This window comes from Serratia nematodiphila DZ0503SBS1, assembly GCF_000738675.1.
GTDB classification, from domain to species: Bacteria; Pseudomonadota; Gammaproteobacteria; order Enterobacterales; family Enterobacteriaceae; genus Serratia; species Serratia nematodiphila.
The window spans coordinates 3216805-3234374 of the sequence record NZ_JPUX01000001.1 but is presented as its reverse complement, the minus strand read 5'-3'; the positions used below and the strand labels follow the sequence as shown (position 1 = coordinate 3234374).

The 17570-nt window shown below is 57.8% G+C and carries 19 protein-coding genes; 7 read left to right on the top strand and 12 right to left on the bottom strand.

What is annotated here, in order from left to right; genetic code table 11:
- Positions 1 to 38: 38 nt before the first annotated feature.
- From nhaB to JL05_RS14935, 3 genes are all read left to right on the top strand, one after another.
- Positions 39 to 1604, top strand: a complete 1566-nt coding sequence (nhaB, locus tag JL05_RS14945) for a sodium/proton antiporter NhaB (protein ID WP_033632859.1) — start codon at positions 39 to 41, stop codon at positions 1602 to 1604.
- A gap of 120 nt (positions 1605 to 1724) precedes the next feature.
- Positions 1725 to 2255, top strand: a complete 531-nt coding sequence (gene dsbB, locus JL05_RS14940; protein ID WP_033632858.1) for a disulfide bond formation protein DsbB — start codon at positions 1725 to 1727, stop codon at positions 2253 to 2255.
- Between the two features lie 702 nt (positions 2256 to 2957).
- Positions 2958 to 3719: an aspartyl/asparaginyl beta-hydroxylase domain-containing protein gene (locus JL05_RS14935; RefSeq protein WP_033632857.1), complete on the top strand. Its 762-nt coding sequence runs from the start codon at positions 2958 to 2960 to the stop codon at positions 3717 to 3719.
- A gap of 113 nt (positions 3720 to 3832) precedes the next feature.
- Here the strand turns inward: JL05_RS14935 and ycgN are convergent, their stop codons facing one another.
- The 4 genes from ycgN to JL05_RS14915 form a co-directional block, all read right to left on the bottom strand.
- Positions 3833 to 4279 carry a cysteine cluster protein YcgN gene (ycgN, locus tag JL05_RS14930; RefSeq protein WP_004932284.1) on the bottom strand — a complete coding sequence of 149 codons (447 nt, stop codon included), beginning with the start codon at positions 4277 to 4279 and terminating at the stop codon, positions 3833 to 3835.
- 122 nt (positions 4280 to 4401) lie between these two features.
- On the bottom strand, positions 4402 to 5058 hold the full coding sequence (locus JL05_RS14925; protein ID WP_033632856.1) for a fumarylacetoacetate hydrolase family protein: 657 nt from the start codon (positions 5056 to 5058) through the stop codon (positions 4402 to 4404).
- A 58-nt stretch (positions 5059 to 5116) separates the two neighbouring features.
- On the bottom strand, positions 5117 to 6079 hold the full coding sequence (locus JL05_RS14920; protein WP_238545867.1) for a lytic murein transglycosylase: 963 nt from the start codon (positions 6077 to 6079) through the stop codon (positions 5117 to 5119).
- 88 nt (positions 6080 to 6167) lie between these two features.
- A complete protein-coding gene (locus JL05_RS14915) occupies positions 6168 to 6440 on the bottom strand; it encodes a YcgL domain-containing protein (RefSeq protein ID WP_004932294.1) in 273 nt (90 codons plus the stop codon).
- A gap of 136 nt (positions 6441 to 6576) precedes the next feature.
- Here JL05_RS14915 and minC point away from each other — a divergent pair, with 136 nt between their 5' ends.
- Genes minC through minE form a run of 3 tightly spaced genes read left to right on the top strand, consistent with a single transcriptional unit; the run spans position 6577 to position 8383 of the window.
- A complete protein-coding gene (minC, locus tag JL05_RS14910) occupies positions 6577 to 7272 on the top strand; it encodes a septum site-determining protein MinC (protein ID WP_033632854.1) in 696 nt (231 codons plus the stop codon).
- A 25-nt stretch (positions 7273 to 7297) separates the two neighbouring features.
- Positions 7298 to 8110 (top strand): septum site-determining protein MinD, encoded by an 813-nt coding sequence (gene minD, locus JL05_RS14905; protein ID WP_004932300.1) that lies wholly within the window; start codon positions 7298 to 7300, stop codon positions 8108 to 8110.
- Between the two features lie 3 nt (positions 8111 to 8113).
- Positions 8114 to 8383, top strand: a complete 270-nt coding sequence (gene minE, locus JL05_RS14900; RefSeq protein WP_004932303.1) for a cell division topological specificity factor MinE — start codon at positions 8114 to 8116, stop codon at positions 8381 to 8383.
- Between the two features lie 237 nt (positions 8384 to 8620).
- Here the strand turns inward: minE and rnd are convergent, their stop codons facing one another.
- The 5 genes from rnd to yoaA all read right to left on the bottom strand — a co-directional run bounded on the left by rnd (position 8621) and on the right by yoaA (position 15110).
- Positions 8621 to 9742, bottom strand: a complete 1122-nt coding sequence (rnd, locus tag JL05_RS14895) for a ribonuclease D (protein WP_033632853.1) — start codon at positions 9740 to 9742, stop codon at positions 8621 to 8623.
- 81 nt (positions 9743 to 9823) lie between these two features.
- Entirely contained in the window at positions 9824 to 11512 is a 1689-nt protein-coding gene (gene fadD, locus JL05_RS14890) for a long-chain-fatty-acid--CoA ligase FadD (RefSeq protein ID WP_033632852.1), read from the bottom strand.
- 209 nt (positions 11513 to 11721) lie between these two features.
- Positions 11722 to 12312 (bottom strand): Slp family lipoprotein, encoded by a 591-nt coding sequence (locus JL05_RS14885; protein WP_033632851.1) that lies wholly within the window; start codon positions 12310 to 12312, stop codon positions 11722 to 11724.
- A 100-nt stretch (positions 12313 to 12412) separates the two neighbouring features.
- Positions 12413 to 13114 (bottom strand): tRNA (adenosine(37)-N6)-threonylcarbamoyltransferase complex dimerization subunit type 1 TsaB, encoded by a 702-nt coding sequence (tsaB, locus tag JL05_RS14880; protein WP_033632850.1) that lies wholly within the window; start codon positions 13112 to 13114, stop codon positions 12413 to 12415.
- 79 nt (positions 13115 to 13193) lie between these two features.
- On the bottom strand, positions 13194 to 15110 hold the full coding sequence (gene yoaA / locus JL05_RS14875; protein ID WP_004932318.1) for a DNA repair helicase YoaA: 1917 nt from the start codon (positions 15108 to 15110) through the stop codon (positions 13194 to 13196).
- A gap of 133 nt (positions 15111 to 15243) precedes the next feature.
- Here yoaA and JL05_RS14870 point away from each other — a divergent pair, with 133 nt between their 5' ends.
- Complete coding sequence (locus tag JL05_RS14870) at positions 15244 to 15588, top strand: RidA family protein (RefSeq protein ID WP_015378124.1); 345 nt, start codon at positions 15244 to 15246, stop codon at positions 15586 to 15588.
- A gap of 62 nt (positions 15589 to 15650) precedes the next feature.
- Here the strand turns inward: JL05_RS14870 and mdtI are convergent, their stop codons facing one another.
- From mdtI to JL05_RS14855, 3 genes are all read right to left on the bottom strand, one after another.
- Positions 15651 to 15980, bottom strand: coding sequence for a multidrug/spermidine efflux SMR transporter subunit MdtI (gene mdtI / locus JL05_RS14865; protein ID WP_004932324.1), 330 nt, complete (start codon positions 15978 to 15980; stop codon positions 15651 to 15653).
- Complete coding sequence (mdtJ, locus tag JL05_RS14860) at positions 15967 to 16335, bottom strand: multidrug/spermidine efflux SMR transporter subunit MdtJ (protein WP_004932327.1); 369 nt, start codon at positions 16333 to 16335, stop codon at positions 15967 to 15969. Before mdtJ ends, mdtI begins: the two co-directional genes overlap by 14 nt.
- A gap of 552 nt (positions 16336 to 16887) precedes the next feature.
- The gene (locus JL05_RS14855; protein WP_004932329.1) at positions 16888 to 17529 is read right to left on the bottom strand and encodes a bifunctional 4-hydroxy-2-oxoglutarate aldolase/2-dehydro-3-deoxy-phosphogluconate aldolase; all 642 of its coding nucleotides are present in this window, start codon (positions 17527 to 17529) and stop codon (positions 16888 to 16890) included.
- Positions 17530 to 17570 lie beyond the last annotated feature (41 nt).

Below are 17570 nucleotides of genomic sequence, written 5' to 3'. Positions count from 1 at the left end.
GTACGTGCTACGACTGATTGAAGGATGCATAGAGCACAATGGAAACAACCCTGCGTAGCGCCCTGCTCAAAAATTTTCTGGGGCAATCTCCCGACTGGTACAAACTGACCATTCTCATTTTTCTGGCGATCAACCCCCTGGTGTTCTTTTTCGCCAGCCCGTTTATCGCGGGTTGGCTGCTGGTGGTCGAGTTCATCTTTACCCTGGCGATGGCGCTGAAATGCTACCCGCTGCTGCCGGGCGGCCTGCTGGCGCTCGAGGCCGTGGCCATCGGCATGACCAGCCCGGCGCAGGTCTCGCAGGAGATCGAACACAATCTGGACGTGTTGCTGCTGCTGATCTTTATGGTGGCCGGCATCTACTTTATGAAGCAACTGCTGCTGTTCGTGTTCACCAAGCTGCTGCTCAACATCCGCTCGAAAACGCTGCTGTCGCTGGCGTTCTGCCTGGCCGCTGCCTTTCTTTCCGCCTTCCTCGACGCGCTGACGGTCGTGGCGGTGGTGATCAGCGTGGCCACCGGCTTCTATTCCATCTATCACAACGTGACGTCGAATCGCCCCGACGGCGACATCGGCGATGACAGCGATTTTACCGGCGAAGAGCGCAAACAGACGCTGGAGCAATTCCGCGCCTTTCTGCGCAGCCTGCTGATGCACGCCGGCGTCGGCACCGCGCTCGGCGGTGTCATGACCATGGTAGGCGAGCCGCAAAACCTGATCATCGCCAAAAACGCGGGCTGGGGTTTTATCGATTTCTTCCTGCGAATGGCGCCGGTCACGCTGCCGGTGTTGGTGTGCGGCCTGCTGGTTTGTTGGCTGGTAGAACGTTTTCGCCTGTTTGGCTACGGCGCGCAGCTACCGGAAGCGGTACGCGACGTGCTGAAAGAGTATGACCGCAAGGCCACTGCGGGCCGTAGCAAACAAGAACGACTCAAACTGGTGATGCAAGCGCTGATCGGCGTTTGGCTGGTGCTGGCGCTGGCCTTCCACCTGGCTGAAGTGGGGCTGATTGGCCTGTCGGTGATCGTTCTCGCCACCTCCCTGTGCGGCGTGAACGACGAGCACGCCATCGGCAAAGCGTTCCAGGAAGCGCTGCCGTTCACCGCGCTGCTGACGGTGTTTTTCACCGTGGTCGCGGTCATCATCGAGCAGCACCTGTTCAGCCCGGTGATCCAGTTTGTGCTGCGCGCCGAGCCCGCTTCTCAGCTTTCGCTGTTCTACCTGTTCAACGGCCTGCTGTCGTCGGTTTCCGACAACGTGTTCGTCGGCACGGTTTACATCAACGAGGCGCGCACCGCGCTGGAAACCGGCGCTATCGGGCTGAAGCAGTTCGAGCTGCTGGCGGTCGCCATCAATACCGGCACCAACCTGCCCTCGGTCGCCACCCCTAACGGGCAGGCGGCGTTTCTGTTTCTGCTGACGTCTGCGCTGGCGCCGCTGGTGCGTTTGTCGTATGGCCGCATGGTATGGATGGCCCTGCCTTATACGGTGGTGCTGACGGTGGTTGGCCTGCTGTGCGTCCAGTTCACCTTGGAACCGGCGACCGAGCTGTTGACGCAGTGGCATTGGCTGACGCTGCCGTCCATCGACGCCGTCGGCCACTGAGACGGCGCCGGCAGGGTGAACCGACTATTTTTACGCTGAATCCGGCCCAGGTGGCTGGCAGCGAAGAGGAATTGGTTTACACTGCCGGTTCAATTGCTTACTGCATGGAAGAATCTAGATATGTTGCAATTCTTTAACCGCTGTTCACAAGGACGCGGCGCCTGGCTGCTGATGGCCCTGACAGCGTTGGTGTTGGAACTGGTCGCGCTCTATTTCCAGCACGTTATGCTGCTGCAGCCGTGCGTGATGTGCATTTACGAGCGTTGCGCGCTGTTCGGTATCCTCGGCGCCTCGCTGGTGGGCGCCATCGCGCCGAAAACGCCGCTGCGCTACGCGGCGATCTTGCTGTGGATCTACAGCGCCTGGGAAGGCGTACAGCTGGCGTGGAAGCACACCATGATCCAGTTGCATCCTTCGCCATTCAATACCTGCGATTTCTTCGTCAGCTTCCCGTCATGGCTGCCGCTGGACAAATGGCTGCCGGCGGTGTTCCACGCTTCCGGTGACTGCTCCGTGCGTCAATGGCAATTCCTGACGTTGGAAATGCCGCAATGGTTGGTCGGCATCTTCGGCGCCTATCTGCTGGTGGCGCTGATTGTGCTGATCGCGCAGTTTGTTCGCCCACGCCGCCGCGACCTGTTCGGCCACTGATCGGCAGACAAACAAAAAACGGCGCCGGAAGGCGCCGTTTTTTTAGGTATTGCTGCCACATTCCGAGATAAAGCCACCTCAGGTATGTGTAAGGAAGTAAACGAGCACGATCAGCGCTCCAGCTACGGCAAACAGGCGGATCATTTTCATTGTTATACTCTCGAACTTGCGGGAGAGCGGCCAAATTACCCAACTTATCGTTTAAAAAGAAGCATCCCGGCACAGTTAAGCGCGTAATTTACATAACATTAAGCTTCTGCGATATCGGCGACTAAAAACTGGCCACTCTGGCACCTTCCTTTCAGCCTTCGAGCATCAATAAATTACCGTTACTTATGAACGACTGCACCTTTGTCACATTCAGAGCACAATATTTTGGTGAAGTTTACCCATAAAATCCTTATAGTATCGGCAAAGTGAGTACTACCGATTTCCCTGGTGTTGTTGTGTGTCTTGCCCCTCATCTTTGCAGGGGCTTTTTTCCCCCCCTCCTCCCTCACACAAGCCCTTACCATCCTTAAATAAATTGTTGGAATTTGCCTCTATCCGGCAGCAAGCATCAACGCTATTCGCGCACTAAAGATTAAAATCGTTCGCGATGCTTTCCCTATGCTAAATGACGTGTTGACTTTCACCCTTTCTTCCTGTGAGCCAGGTTTTGGCTGACTACAGCACATCATATTACATCAAGGACACGATACTATGCCGGATACCACATTGCCCCCTTCGTCTCAGCGCCCCTTCCTGCGGCGCATGCTGCTCAAAGCCGGGAAAAAATTCCTGCGCTGGAACGGCGAATTTCAGACTCGCCATTCGCTCATCTCCACCACGCCGCGGATCGGTAATCATGAATTTCATTGGGTGACGGCGCTGGAAGCCCGTTGGCCGGCCATTCGCGAGGAGTTGGATCGGTTGCTGGAGCACCCGGAGGATATCCCAGCGTTCCACCAAATATCGCCGGATCAGAAACGCATCTCTAAAGGAGATAACTGGAAAACCTTCGGGCTGTTTGTCTACGGGCAACGGGTTGATGAAAACTGCGCCATCTGCCCGCGCACGGCAGAGGCGGTCAGCGAGATCCCGGGCATGCGCACCGCCATGTTTTCAATCCTCAAACCGCACTATCACATCGTGCCCCACAAGGGCCCGACTCGAGCCGTCGTGCGCGCGCATCTGGGATTGATCGTGCCAAAGGATCGGGACAAGCTCTGGATCCGCGTTGACGACCAAATTCTGCACTGGGATGAAGGCAAGGTGATTTTGTTTGATGATTCTTATGAACACGAGGTCCGCAATGATACCGACGAGCTGCGTGCGGTGCTGTTTCTCGATGTCGACCGGCCAATGGACAAAGTGGGCACGGCGGTGAATAAACTGCTGTTCAGCCTGATCAAAGCCAGCCCGTATGTGAAGCAGCCGCTGAAAAATCTGGCCAACTGGCATCGCCGAGATAAAAAAGCGTGAAGCAAGAGTCTCACGCGCGTAAGCTCAATAGCCAAGAGGGCGGAATGTCTTAACACGCCGCCCTCTGGCATTAAAACTCGTGTTGCCTAGCAACATCTGTCAAGGTATCCGCGTTATCTGGCCCAGTCCGGCTTGTTGAGGATATGATCCTGCCAGTCCACCACTTCACTCTCGCGCACCGCAATATGCCGCACCGTGATGCGCTCGCCGTGCATCGCCGCTTTGGAGCCGCTGATCAGCGGGTGCCAGGGAAACAGCGGCTTGCCTTCGCCAATAAGGCGATAGGCGCAGGTCGGCGGCAGCCAATCGAAGGTAGTGAGGTTCTCGCGCGTCAGTTTGATGCAGTCTTCTTCCAGCTCGAAGCGCCGCTCATAGTTACGGCATTGGCAGGATTTGATGTTGAGCTGGTTGCAGGCTACGTTGGTAAAATAAATCTCGTCGGTATCTTCGTCGATCAGCTTATTCAAACAGCATTGCCCGCACCCGTCGCACAGCGATTCCCACTCTTGTTCTGACATTTCCGCCAGCGTTTTCTGTTGCCAAAAAGCGAGTTGTGACATGTTAGCGTCCGGTTTCGGTAAATGGATAAGTCACCTGCGCGCAGGTTCGAGGGGGGACTATATAGACATTTTAGCCACAAGATGCAAGCTTTGCCGCCGACGATGTCGGCGGCAAGGAGAAATCAGATCACCCGGGTGCTGAGCATTTTGCCGTTCAGGCTGATTTTCAGCATGTCGCCGGAAGCCATCGGCCCCACGCCCTGCGGCGTGCCGGTCAGGATGATGTCACCGGCGCGCAGCGTGAAGAAGCGGCTCATGTAGCTGATAAGCGGCAGGATTGGCGTGATCATGTCGCGCGTATTGCCCTGCTGGCGCAATTGATCGTTGACGGTCAACGACAGCTCGGCGTTTTGCGGATCGCCGAATTCCACCACCGGGATAAATCCCGACATCGGGCAGGAACCGTCGAAGGCCTTGGCCTTTTCCCACGGCTGACCGGCCTTTTTAAAGCCCGCTTGCAGATCGCGCAGCGTCAGATCGAGCGCCACACCGTAACCGGCGATCGCCCGCGCAACGCGATCTTCGTTGGCCTGTTTCAACGGCGTGCCGATCAATACCGCCAGCTCCACCTCATGATGCACCGCACCGAACTCTTTGGGGATGGCCACCGGCTGGCGAATATCACACAACGCCGTTTCCGGTTTGATAAACACCACCGGTTCGACGGACACCGCGCTGCCCATTTCCTTGATGTGATCGGCGTAGTTGCTGCCGACGCAGACCACCTTGTTCACCGGGAAATCGAGCAACGAACCCTGCCAGTCTCTATGTTGATACATACCGCTTCTCCCAAACTGTAGAGGCTTGGCGCGCCAAGCCGATTATTGGTGTGCCGGATCAATGCCCGATCGCGTCTGCCATCATACCCACGGCGAGAGCGAAATAGTAAGAGCGATTCCAGTGCATGAGGGTGCGGAAATTATCATAGACCAGGAACGTCCGCCCCTGCAGATCATCCGGCGCGATAATCCAACCGCGCTGCACGGCATGCGGCAACGCACTGCCATCCGCGCGGCGCACGCCGCGTTTCTGCCAGTCGTTGACGCTGCGCGCCTGCGCGTCTTTCAGGCCCAGTTCGGCCGGGTTGAAACCGGCGGGCAATTTGACCTCGCGCCCCCAACCGATGCCGGGCTGCCAACCCTCTTTGGACAAATAGCTGGCTGTAGACGCGAAAACGTCGTCAATGTTATTCCAGATATCGATGCGCCCGTCGCCGTCGCCATCCGCAGCGTAGCGCAAGAAGGAGCTCGGCATAAACTGGCATTGCCCCATCGCGCCGGCCCAGGAGCCTTTCAGCGGCGTATCGCCGACGTGCCCCTGCTCAACTATCTGCAGCGCCGCCATCAGTTCCTGGCTGAAAAAAGCTTCACGGCGCCCTTCAAACGCCAAGGTCGCCAGCGCAGACACCACGTCTTCCCGCCCCTGAATCTTGCCGTAGGCGCTCTCCATCCCCCACAGCGCGATGATATAACGCCCTGGCACCCGATAGCGCTCGCTGGCCCGCAACCATTGCGCATGGCGCAGCCGATACAGTTCGCGCCCCTGGCGCACCTTGGCGGGCGACATCACCCGCCGTAGATAGTCGTCCAGGGTTACCTTCTGCTCCGGCTGATTGCGATCGGCCTTGATCACCCGATCGACGAAATGGATTTGCGCAAACGCGCGATCAAGGGTGGTCTGACTGATGCCCTGTTCCCGCGCCCGGCGCTTAAGTTGATCGACATACGCCGGGAACTGCGCCGGATCGCGGCCGCTCGCCGCCAGCGTCGTCTCCTGCGCCGCCTGCGATGCGCCGGGCATCAGCACCCCGCCCAGCGCCAACCAGGCGGCCAATACGGTCTTTCTCGCCGAACGTGTCATCGCGCCTCCCCTGGCCGTGGCGACTGTCTCAGGCCTTATCGCCCGCCAGATGCTGATTGAGCAGGTTTTCAACCGGCGGCGGGAACTGCAGATAATAGCCTTCGTCTTTCAACGCCTGCTTCACCTTTTCGATATCCGCCGAGGCCAATTTTTTGCGCTCATCGAGCGACAGCATCATGGCGAATTGCGGCACGCCGAAACTTTTCATCAGCTCTTCCGGCACACGAGAGAAATCGTCTTTTTTTTCGACATAAAGATAAGTTTGATCGCGTTTCGGGCTTCTATAGATCACACAAAGCATTTTTTTAACTCTATTTAATTGAGGGAGCGTCTTGCCTGGATATAACTCTGACTATAACATGCTTATAGTACATCGGAATATCGCACCCCGAGTGGTATTCCGGGGATTTAAAGTTGCTGAGACTGAGTCAGGATAGATGTCACAATCGCCAATTGAGCTAAAAGGCAGCAGTTTTACCCTATCGGTTGTTCATTTGCATAATTCGCAGCCCGAGGTAATACGCCAGGCGTTACAGGAAAAAGTTGAGCAAGCGCCCGCTTTTCTGAAAAACGCCCCTGTTGTTATCAACGTCGCAACGCTGGAAGGCGATGCGAACTGGAAAGAACTTCAACAGGCTGTCGCGGCAGCAGGTCTGCGCGTTGTGGGTATCAGCGGTTGCAGAGATGAGCGTCAAAAGCGCGCGATAGCCCGCGCCGGGCTGCCGCTGCTGAGCGAAGGCAAAGGCCAGAAAATGGCGGCGCCGGAGCCTGCACCAGCGCCCGTGGTGGCGGATAACGCCCCCGCCAAAACGCGCATCATCAGTACGCCTGTCCGCTCCGGCCAACAGATTTACGCCCGCAACAGCGATCTTATCGTGACCAGCAGCGTCAGCGCCGGCGCCGAATTGATTGCCGACGGCAATATTCATGTCTACGGCATGATGCGCGGTCGCGCACTGGCAGGCGCGTCAGGCGACACGCAATGTCAGATTTTTTGCACCCACCTGGCGGCTGAGCTAGTCTCTATCGCAGGGCAGTACTGGTTGAGCGACCAAATCCCGTCCGATTACCTCGGGCAGGCCGTACGACTCAGCCTGTTGGATAACGCTTTAACCATACAACCTTTAAATTAAGCCCTTTTGACAAGGAATCCATTTCATGGCACGCATTATTGTTGTTACATCGGGTAAAGGGGGCGTTGGCAAGACCACTTCGAGCGCGGCCATCGCTACCGGCCTGGCCCAAAAAGGCAAGAAAACCGTCGTGATCGATTTCGATATCGGTCTGCGTAATCTTGACCTGATCATGGGCTGCGAACGTCGGGTAGTTTATGATTTCGTGAACGTGATTCAGGGCGATGCCACGCTGAATCAGGCGTTGATCAAAGACAAACGCACTGAAAACCTCTATATCCTGCCGGCTTCGCAGACACGCGACAAAGACGCGTTAACCCGTGAAGGCGTTGAAAAAGTCCTCAACGATCTCGGCGAGATGGATTTTGACTTCGTGGTCTGCGACTCACCGGCCGGTATCGAAACCGGTGCGCTGATGGCGCTGTATTTCGCCGACGAAGCTATCATCACCACCAACCCGGAAGTGTCTTCGGTACGCGACTCCGACCGTATCCTGGGCATTCTCTCTTCCAAATCACGCCGCGCTGAGAAAGGCGAATCGCCTATCAAGGAACACCTGCTGCTGACCCGTTACAACCCGGGCCGCGTCAGCCGTGGCGACATGCTGAGCATGGAAGACGTGCTGGAAATCCTGCGCATTCCGCTGGTGGGCGTAATCCCGGAAGACCAGTCCGTACTGCGCGCTTCCAACCAGGGTGAGCCTGTCATTCTGGATGCCGAGTCAGACGCCGGTAAGGCGTATGACGATACCGTTTGCCGCTTGTTGGGGGAAGAACGCCCATTCCGCTTCATTGAAGAAGAGAAGAAGGGTTTCCTGAAACGCCTTTTTGGGGGATAAACCATGGCCTTATTAGACTTCTTTCTGTCCCGCAAAAAACAGACAGCCAATATAGCCAAGGAACGGCTGCAGATTATCGTCGCTGAGCGTCGCCGCGGGGACAGTGAGCCCCCGTATCTACCTGATTTGAAACGCGATATTCTGGCGGTTATTTGCAAATACATTCAGATCGATCCTGAAATGCTGCACGTGCAGTTCGAGCAGAAAGGGGACGATATTTCGGTACTTGAACTTAACGTGACATTGCCGGAATCGGAAGAAGCAGCTAAATGATTGCGACGCATTAATTACCCCCTGTATATTTTATGCAGGGGGTAACTGTATGTGCATCCAGTTATTAAGCATTATCGGCAGCAAAAAATCGATTTTTCCCTTTGGGACAATTCCCAATTAACTTTGCCGCCACCTCGTTTAAAGTAAATTCTGGCCAGATTTACCTTCAACGCATTATTTCCTGCCTATATTCACCCGAGCAGAGTTTCCCTACCCTGCCCTGGTGATAATCAGCGATTAATAATCTTTCAGGATGTCCTGCAACGGCGCCATTAATAAATCGCCGCGCCAGCCGCTGATTAATTCAGGGCGACTTTCGCCGTCCTTCAGTTTCCAATGCCAGTTCAACAATTGGTTAATTTGGCGACGGGATGCCAACAGCTCGCTGCTCAACCCGCTTTGCTCGCTGACGGTGGCGATCGCCGCCTTGATGTCTTTGAACACCTTCTTGTAGCCCGGCTGATCGATAAGGTTGGCCAACGGCGCCGGCAACTCGGACTCGTCCAGCGCTTCGGCCTCCGCCACCAGCGCCAGCAGCGTTTTACCGTGATAACGGATCTCCGGCCCGCTCAGACCCAGCGAATCCAGTTCTCCCAGCGAAGACGGCATATAGCGCGCCACCTGCCACAGGTTCTCCTCACGCACCACAAAGTTCACCGCCAGATCGCGCTCACGCGCCTGGCGCAGCCGCCATTCCGCCAACTTCTGCAGACAACCGAGCTGACGCGGGCGCAGCTGCCAGGCGTTGCTGATTTCGCGGTAGGCCAATGCCGGCGCCAGCGTCTCGCTACGGCGCTGGCACAGCAGCAGGCACTCGTTATTGGCCGCCGCGGTCCAACCGGCCTCTTCGGTCTCCTGCACCAACTGTTTAGCCATCGGCAGCAGATAGAACACGTCGGCGGCCGCATACACGCACTGTCTTTCAGTCAGCGGGCGCGCCAGCCAGTCGGTGCGCGACTCGCTCTTGTCCAGCTCAACCTTCATGTACTCCGCCACCAGCGTCGCGAAGCCACAGGAGAGCGGCCGGCCGGTAAAGGCCGCCAGGATCTGGGTATCGACCATCGGCGTCGGCAGCGTTTTAAAGGCGTTGAGAAACACTTCGAGATCTTCACTGCCGGCATGCAGGAACTTCACCACGGCGGTGTCGGCCAGCAGGTCGACAAACGGCTGCCATTGCTTGATCGGCAGAGGATCGATAAGGGAGAGTTGTTCACCGTCGTAGAGCTGGATCAGGCCCAGCTGCGGATAGTAGGTGCGCGTTCTGACAAACTCGGTGTCCAGCGCAATCTGGGCATGCTTTCTCGCCTGCTCGCAGACCTGCTGCAATCCGGCATCGGTAGTGATCAACTGATAATTCAAAACATCATTCTCTTGTAGGATTCAAACACAACAACGCCGGCATTCACCGGCGTTGTTGATAGTCAGGCGCGAGAGCGACACCTAGGCGGCATCGGCCGGCTTCGGCGTTTTTAGCTCATCGCGCAGTTCTCGCCGCAAAATCTTGCCGACGTTAGACTTCGGCAGTTCATCGCGGAACTCAACAATTTTAGGCACTTTATACCCGGTCAGGTGCCGACGGCAATGGGTCAGCAGCTCTTCCTTGGTCAGCGAGGCGTCTTTCTTCACCACGCAGATCTTCACCGTTTCGCCGGAGACCTCGCTCGGCACACCGATCGCCGCACATTCCAGCACTTTCGGATGCTGGCTGACCACGTCCTCGATCTCGTTCGGGTAAACGTTGAAACCGGAGACCAGGATCATGTCTTTCTTGCGGTCGACGATGCGCACGAACCCCTGCTCGTCTACGGTCACCACATCGCCGGTCGCCAACCAGCCATCTTTCAGCACTTCGTCGGTGGCGCCCGGGCGCTGCCAATAGCCTAACATAACTTGCGGCCCTTTGACCCACAGTTCGCCCGGTTCGCCCGGCGGTACATCCTGGCCATTGTCGTCCACCAGACGAATGTCCGTCGACGGCACCGGCAGGCCGATGCTGCCGCTGTAGTGTTTCAGATCGTAAGGGTTACCGGCCACCAACGGCGCGCACTCCGTCAGGCCATAACCTTCCAGCAGGTGTTTACCGGTGGTTTTCTCCCACTTCTCGGCCACCGCTTTTTGCACCGACATGCCGCCGCCGACCGAGAAACGCAGCGTAGAGAAATCGAGCTTGTGGAACTCTTCGTTGTTCAGCAACGCGTTGAACAGCGTATTCACCCCGCTCATGGCGGTGAACGGATATTTGCCCAGTTCTTTCACCAGCCCTGGAATGTCGCGTGGGTTGGTGATCAGCAAATTGCGCCCGCCCAGATCGATAAACAGCAGGCAGTTCACCGTCAGCGCGAAAATGTGATACAGCGGCAACGCCGTCACCACCAGTTCCTGCCCTTCGCGGAACAGAGGCGAATAGGCGGCCTTGGCCTGCTCGAGGTTGGCCTGCATGTTGCGGTGCGTCAGCATCGCGCCCTTCGCCACCCCGGTGGTGCCGCCCGTATATTGCAGGAAGGCCAGATCGGCATTAATGATGTCCGGTTTTACATACTGCAGGCGGCGGCCGCGCTGCAGCGCGCTGCGGAATGAAATGGCGTCCGGCAGGTTGTATTTGGGCACCAGACGCTTGACGTACTTGACCACGAAGTTGACCAGCGTACCTTTGGCGGCCGACAGCTGATCGCCCATGCGCGTCAGGATCACGTGCTTAACCTGAGTGTTGAACACCACTTTTTCCAGCGTATGGGCGAAGTTGGACACGATGACGATGGCGCTGGCGCCGCTGTCGTTCAACTGGTGCTCCAGCTCACGCGGGGTATACAGCGGGTTGACGTTGACCACCACCATGCCGGCGCGCAGAATGCCGAACAGGGCGATGGGGTATTGCAACAGGTTAGGCATCATCAGTGCGACGCGGTCGCCCTTCTTCAGGCCCAGTTCATTTTGCAGGTAAGCCGCGAAAGCCCGGCTGCGTTCTTCCAGTTTGCGGAAGGTCATCACCTCGCCCATATTGATAAAGGCGGGCTGATCGGCATAGCGCTGCACGGCATGCTCAAACATTTCGATCAACGACGAATAGCGATCGGCATCAATCTCTGCGGGCACATCTGCCGGATACCGTTTTAACCAGACCTTATCCAAGGTATTACTCCTGAAATCATTACTAATTATCATCGCAGCCCTCAAACTCGCAGCCTAACCATAACAATATTTTAACTCAGCAGACCAGTTCGGGTTTTAAACATTATTCAGGTTGCGATGTACGTCACTAATTGTCGGATATTCCTTATCCCAAAAAACAAAAGGGCGGCCTGAGCCGCCCTGTCAAATGTGTTCACATCAAGCGTATGCTACTCGGTTACGATGGTTTGCACCTGTGCCGGGCCAGGGTTGTACCAGCCATAGCCTGCGCCCCAACCGGGTCCCCACGGACCTCCGCGCCAGCCCCAAGGGCCCATCGGCGCCGGCGGCATCACCACCTGCTGCACCAGATGCCAGCGCTTGAAACCGGTCACGTTCATCGTTACGAAGCGATACGGCGTCATGCCGATCCGCCCCTCTTTCAGGCCGGTGATAGGGCCGACGACGGTCACCAGTTGGCCTTTGAAATCGACCGGTTCGAGGAAGCCGTTCACCGTGGCCAGCAAGCGACCGTTCGACGGTTCACCCAGTATCGGCCGCGCACCGCTGTCGAGCGGCACCGCCGCTATCTCCAGCAGCGTGCGCCCTTGTTCGTTGGCGACGTTTACCACGGTGCCGCCGAAACGGGCTTCCGCGCCGGTAAACAGGTTGGGTGCATTTTGTACCGAGGACAGCTGAGTCACCGGCGTAGGGCTGGAGCCTTTGATCGCATCCGGTACGGTGACGCACCCGGATAAAACCAGCGCGCCGCAGGCGACGGCCAGCAGCGACAGCTTTTTACTTGCAGTGCGGATTAACATGGTCGCAATCTCCTGAAATGGCTGTAACTTTGACCGCGTTTCATCGTTCAAGTTGCAACCCCTCATCGCCCGGCATCAACATCAGCACAATACGCCGCGATCAGTCGCGGCCCGGCAGTTTTTTCCAGGTGACTTCATTGCGCAGATAGGTCGGCTCGGCGTTTTCCACCGCTACCGCCAGCCCTTCTTGCCAGGCCTGCAGCGCCAGCGGCAGCATGTCTTCCGCCTGCGGCAACAGCATTTGGCCGTCACGTACGCTCAACGCGGAACCCTTGACCAAGTCGGGATAGGTTTGCCACCCGGTGCCAACATGGGCCCATTCGCCCTGCAGGCGCTGCGCACGCTCCAGCGCCTGCGCCGGCGACAGCACGGCCTCGCTTTCGCTTTCCAACCAGCGGCCGTCCGCCTGGCGTTCGAACTGCCCCCAGTAGACCTCGCCCATGCGCGCATCGATCGCCGCCAGCACACGCTCCGCGCCGCTGACGCGCCAGGCGCCCTGCGCCATGGTTTGCAGCGTGGAAACGCCGATCATCGGCAGATCGGCGCCCAGCGCCAGGCCTTGAGCGATGCCAATACCGATGCGCACCCCGGTAAAGCTGCCGGGGCCACGGCCGAAGGCCAGCGCATCGAGCTGGTTGAGCGCCAGACCGGATTCCGCCAGCACCTGCTGCACCATAGGTAAAATTCGTTGCGTATGCTCGCGTGGGCACAGCTCAAACAGGGCGTGGATTTCGCCTTGATTCCAGACGGCGACGGAACAGGCTTCCGTCGCGGTATCGATCGCTAAAATTCGCGTGGACATGCCAACCTCTGGCGGGAATAAAACTGGGTTTTTCATACAGGGCGCGCATTGTAGCACAGCCCCGTAAGCCCTTCATCTTTCACGTGGCCGACGTGTCGGCGGCCTGCAGGAAGGCGATTGCCTGCTTCAGATCGCGGGTGCGCGGCGTGGGCGGCAGGCTATTGAGGAACACCTCGCCGTAAGGGCGCATCACCAGACGGTTATCGCAAATCACCAGCACGCCGCGATCGTCGGTGTCGCGGATCAAACGGCCGACGCCCTGTTTCAGGGTGATGACCGCATCCGGCAACTGCACATCATTGAACGGATCGCCGCCACGCAGGCGGCAATCTTCAATGCGCGCCTTCAGCAACGGATCGTCCGGTGACGTGAACGGCAGTTTATCGATGATGACGCAGGACAGCGCATCGCCGCGCACGTCCACCCCTTCCCAGAAGCTGCTGGTCGCCACCAGCAGCGCGTTACCGGCGGCGACGAACTGCGCCAACAGCTGGCCTTTACTGGTTTCCCCCTGCAACAGCACCGGCAGCGTCATCGTGGCGCGAAACTCTTCCGCCAGCTCGCGCATCATCTGGTGCGAGGTGCACAAGAAGAAGCAGCGGCCGTTGTTGGCTTCGATTAATGGCCGCAGCATGCGCGCCAGCTGGCGCGCCCCGCCGGGCTGATTCGGCGAAGGCAAAAAGCGCGGCACGCACAGCAACGCCTGTTTGGCATAGTCGAACGGGCTCGGCAGCAGCAGCGTTTTGGCCTTGGTCAGCCCCAACCGTTCGGTGAAGTGACCCAGCTGATCGTTGACCGACAGCGTGGCCGAGGTAAAGATCCAGCTGCCCGGCTTCTCGTCCAGCATTTCGCGGAAACGATCGGCCACCGTCAACGGCGTCAGCGCCAGCACGAAGTGGCGCGAATTGCACTCATACCAATAGCTGTAGCCCGGCTCCGTCACCGCCTTGAGGCGTTTGAGGCGCGCGCGGTACAGCGTGGCGCGCTCAAAGGCGGCATCCAGCAGCGCCGAACGCCCCAGCGACAGTTTCATGACGTCGTAACACAGCTCCAGCGCGTCATCGAGCAGCAACAAAGCGCGCTGCACGTTCGGCTCCCCGAGCACGTCACGCAGATTGCCGCGAAAACCCGGCTCTCCCAGATTAAGGCGAAAATCTTGCGTGCTCAGGCTGAGACGATCGGCGCTTTTTTGCAGTTGGGCGGCATCGCGCACCTCGGTGCGGTAGGCGATGGTGATGTCCTTCGCCAGATCCAACAATTGGCGGCTGGTGAGCTGCTGGCCAAAATACTGGCTGGCGATGTCGGGGATTTGGTGCGCCTCATCGAAAATCATCACCTCGGCTTCCGGGATCAGCTCGGCGAAACCGCCCTCTTTCACCACCATATCCGCCAGGAACAGGTGATGGTTCACCACCACCACATCCGCATCCATCGCGCGGCGGCGCGCTTTAACCACGAAGCAATCCTGATACAGCGGGCAATCGCTGCCGAGACAGTTGTCATTGGTGCTGGTCACCAATGGCCAGACGAAGCTGTCTTCCGCCACTTCGCTGCAGGTGCTGATGTCGCCTTCTTTGGTCTGCGACGACCACTTGCGCAGCTGCACCAAATCGATCAGCGTCTGCCCCGCCAGCTCCCCGCCGGCCATCGACTGCTGCTCAAGACGCTCCAGACACAGGTAGTTGGAGCGCCCCTTCAGCAGCGCCAGCTTGCCTTTGTACTTCAGCGCCTTGGCGACGGTGGGCAGATCGCGCGCATACAGCTGATCCTGCAACGCTTTCGAACCGGTCGAGATGATCACTTTGCGATCGGCGCGCAACGCCGGCGCCAGATAAGCGAAGGTTTTGCCGGTGCCGGTGCCGGCTTCCACCACCAGTTCCTGCTTGAAATTGATCGCTTCGGTGACGGCCTGCGCCATCTGCCGCTGCGGCTCACGCGGTTTGAATCCCTTGATAGCCTGCGCCAATGCGCCGTCTGTTGCAAAATCGTCTGTCACGCTGTCTCTCTGCCGGTGTCATTCAGCGGTGATTATGCCAAGCCTGCCGCCCGGCTACCACCCACTTTATCGCCGCGCTTTTTCATCACCGGCTGTGCTACCCTTAGCGGGACTATGATATGGAGATAAGCAAATGAATATCGAAAGAATTGATCCCGATCAGCGCTGGTCCGAAGCCGTGGTGCACAACGAGACCGTTTACTATACCAGCGTGCCGGAGAACCTGGATGATGACGCGACCGCGCAGACCGCCAACGCCCTTGCAGCCATCGACGTGCTGCTGGCGCGCGTAGGCTCGGATAAAAGCCGCATTTTGGACGCCACCATCTTCCTGGCCAATACCGCCGACTTCGCCGCGATGAACGCCGCCTGGGACGCCTGGGTGGTTGCCGGCAGCGCGCCGGTACGCTGCACCGTGCAGGCGCAGCTGATGAATCCGAAATATAAAGTGGAAATCAAAATCATCGCCGCGCTGTAAGCCTGAGCGCAGACGAAAAAAAACCGCAGACGGCAACGCCTGCGGTTTTTTATTGCCCGCTATCAGGACAGTTTAAGGATCACCATCCCCGCCAGCAACAGCGCCAGGCCGATCCAGCCTTTGGCATTTAACCGCTGGCCGAACATGATCCAGCCCGCAGCGATGGTGGCGGCGATACCGAAACCGCCCCACAACGCATAAGCGATCGACAGATCGATGCCCTTCACCGCCTGCGCCAGGGCGCTGAACGCGCCGAGCACCGACAGCAGCGACAACAGCCCCAGCCAAATTTTACGGAAGCCGTCCGACATCTTCAGGAAGATGTTGGCGATGATTTCCAGCACGATGGCCAATCCCAGAAACCCAATATGGTACAACTCAAACTGTTGCATGGTTGTCACCTCGCGGGCTGACCTGTTTTCGCTCTTTGCGGGTGCCGGATTTCACCAGCATGATGCCGGCGATCAGCGTAGCCAGACCCAGCACCTTCAGCGCCGAAATCGGCTCGTCGAACCACAGCACGCTGAACAGGGTGATGAACAGAATGCCGATGCCTTCCCACAGCGCATAGGCCACGCCCAACGCCACGCGTTTTACCGCTACTGACAACAACACATAAGACGCGGTGATCATCACGTACATCACGATATGCCCAATCATGCCGCCATTGACGCTGGCGTATTTCATCGACAAGGTGCCGATGATTTCGGTCATGATGGCCAAACCTAAAAAGATCCAATAAATCATAATTTTTCTCCCAAACGGCGAATAACGCGCGCCAAGGCATATTTATCCCGATTTATCTCGTCGAACGGCCACAGTACGGCGCGCAAGACGCAGAGATCCCTGGGGATAAACTGACCCAAACGCAAAAAGAATGTTTGCCCGGCTGAACGGTAGAACGAAGGCCTAAGCCCGCTACCCGCACCGGTTAAGGGAGAAAGACGCTATAGCTCGCTGCACCAGTGATGCTCACTGGCAAGGATCGCAGACAGGAAGAGTTGGCACGTAGAGGTTCTGAGGGTAGTTCCGTTAATAGTCATCATAATAGTTCTCTATTATCAGCCGCACACCGTGCGATTTGCCCAATATCCTCATAAAAGTAAAATTTTCAACTGAGATATTTTTACCACAGCCAAAATAAGAAAGCAAACTGCCGTTTTCATCAAAAAGCAGAAAAAAACGGGTTAAAAATAAGAAAGTTAATCACGATAAAAATTAAAAAAGGCTCAACAAAGGGTTGAGCCTTGCGATATCCGCGGGTGAGCAAATAAGCGCCAACCCCAGGCCTAGCGCGGGTTACAACGCGGCGCCGCTGACGGCGCTGCGCGCCAGTTCAGTGATGCGCGCATAGTCGCCTTTTTCGAGCGCGTCCGCCGGCACCAGCCAGGAACCGCCGATGCAAAGCACGCTTTTCAGCGCCAGATAATCGCGGTAATTGTTTGGCGTAATGCCGCCGGTCGGGCAAAAACGCACCTGCGGGAACGGGCCGCCGATCGCCTGCAGCGCCTTCACGCCGCCGTTGGCTTCCGCCGGGAAGAATTTAAATTCGCGCAGGCCGTGATCCATGCCCTGCATCAGTTCAGACACGGTGCTGATGCCCGGGATCAGCGGGATGGGTCCCGCCGTCGCCGCCTGCAGCAAGGCCTCGGTCAGCCCTGGGCTGATGGCGAACTGCGCCCCGGCTTCGGTCACCTGCCGCAGCTGCTGCGGGTTGATCACCGTACCGGCGCCGATGATCGCCTCCGGCACCTCTTCGGCGATAGCGCGGATAGACTCCAGCCCGCAGGCGGTGCGCAGCGTCACCTCCAATACCCGCACGCCGCCGGCAACCAGCGCTTTCGCCAGCGGCACCGCCTGCTCCAGCTTGTTGATCACGATAACAGGCACCACCGGCCCCGCCGTCAGGATCTGCTCGGCGCTGGTTTTCCAGTTTTTCATCGTTATTTCTCCATTACTCGCGGTTAACAATGGCACGCCCC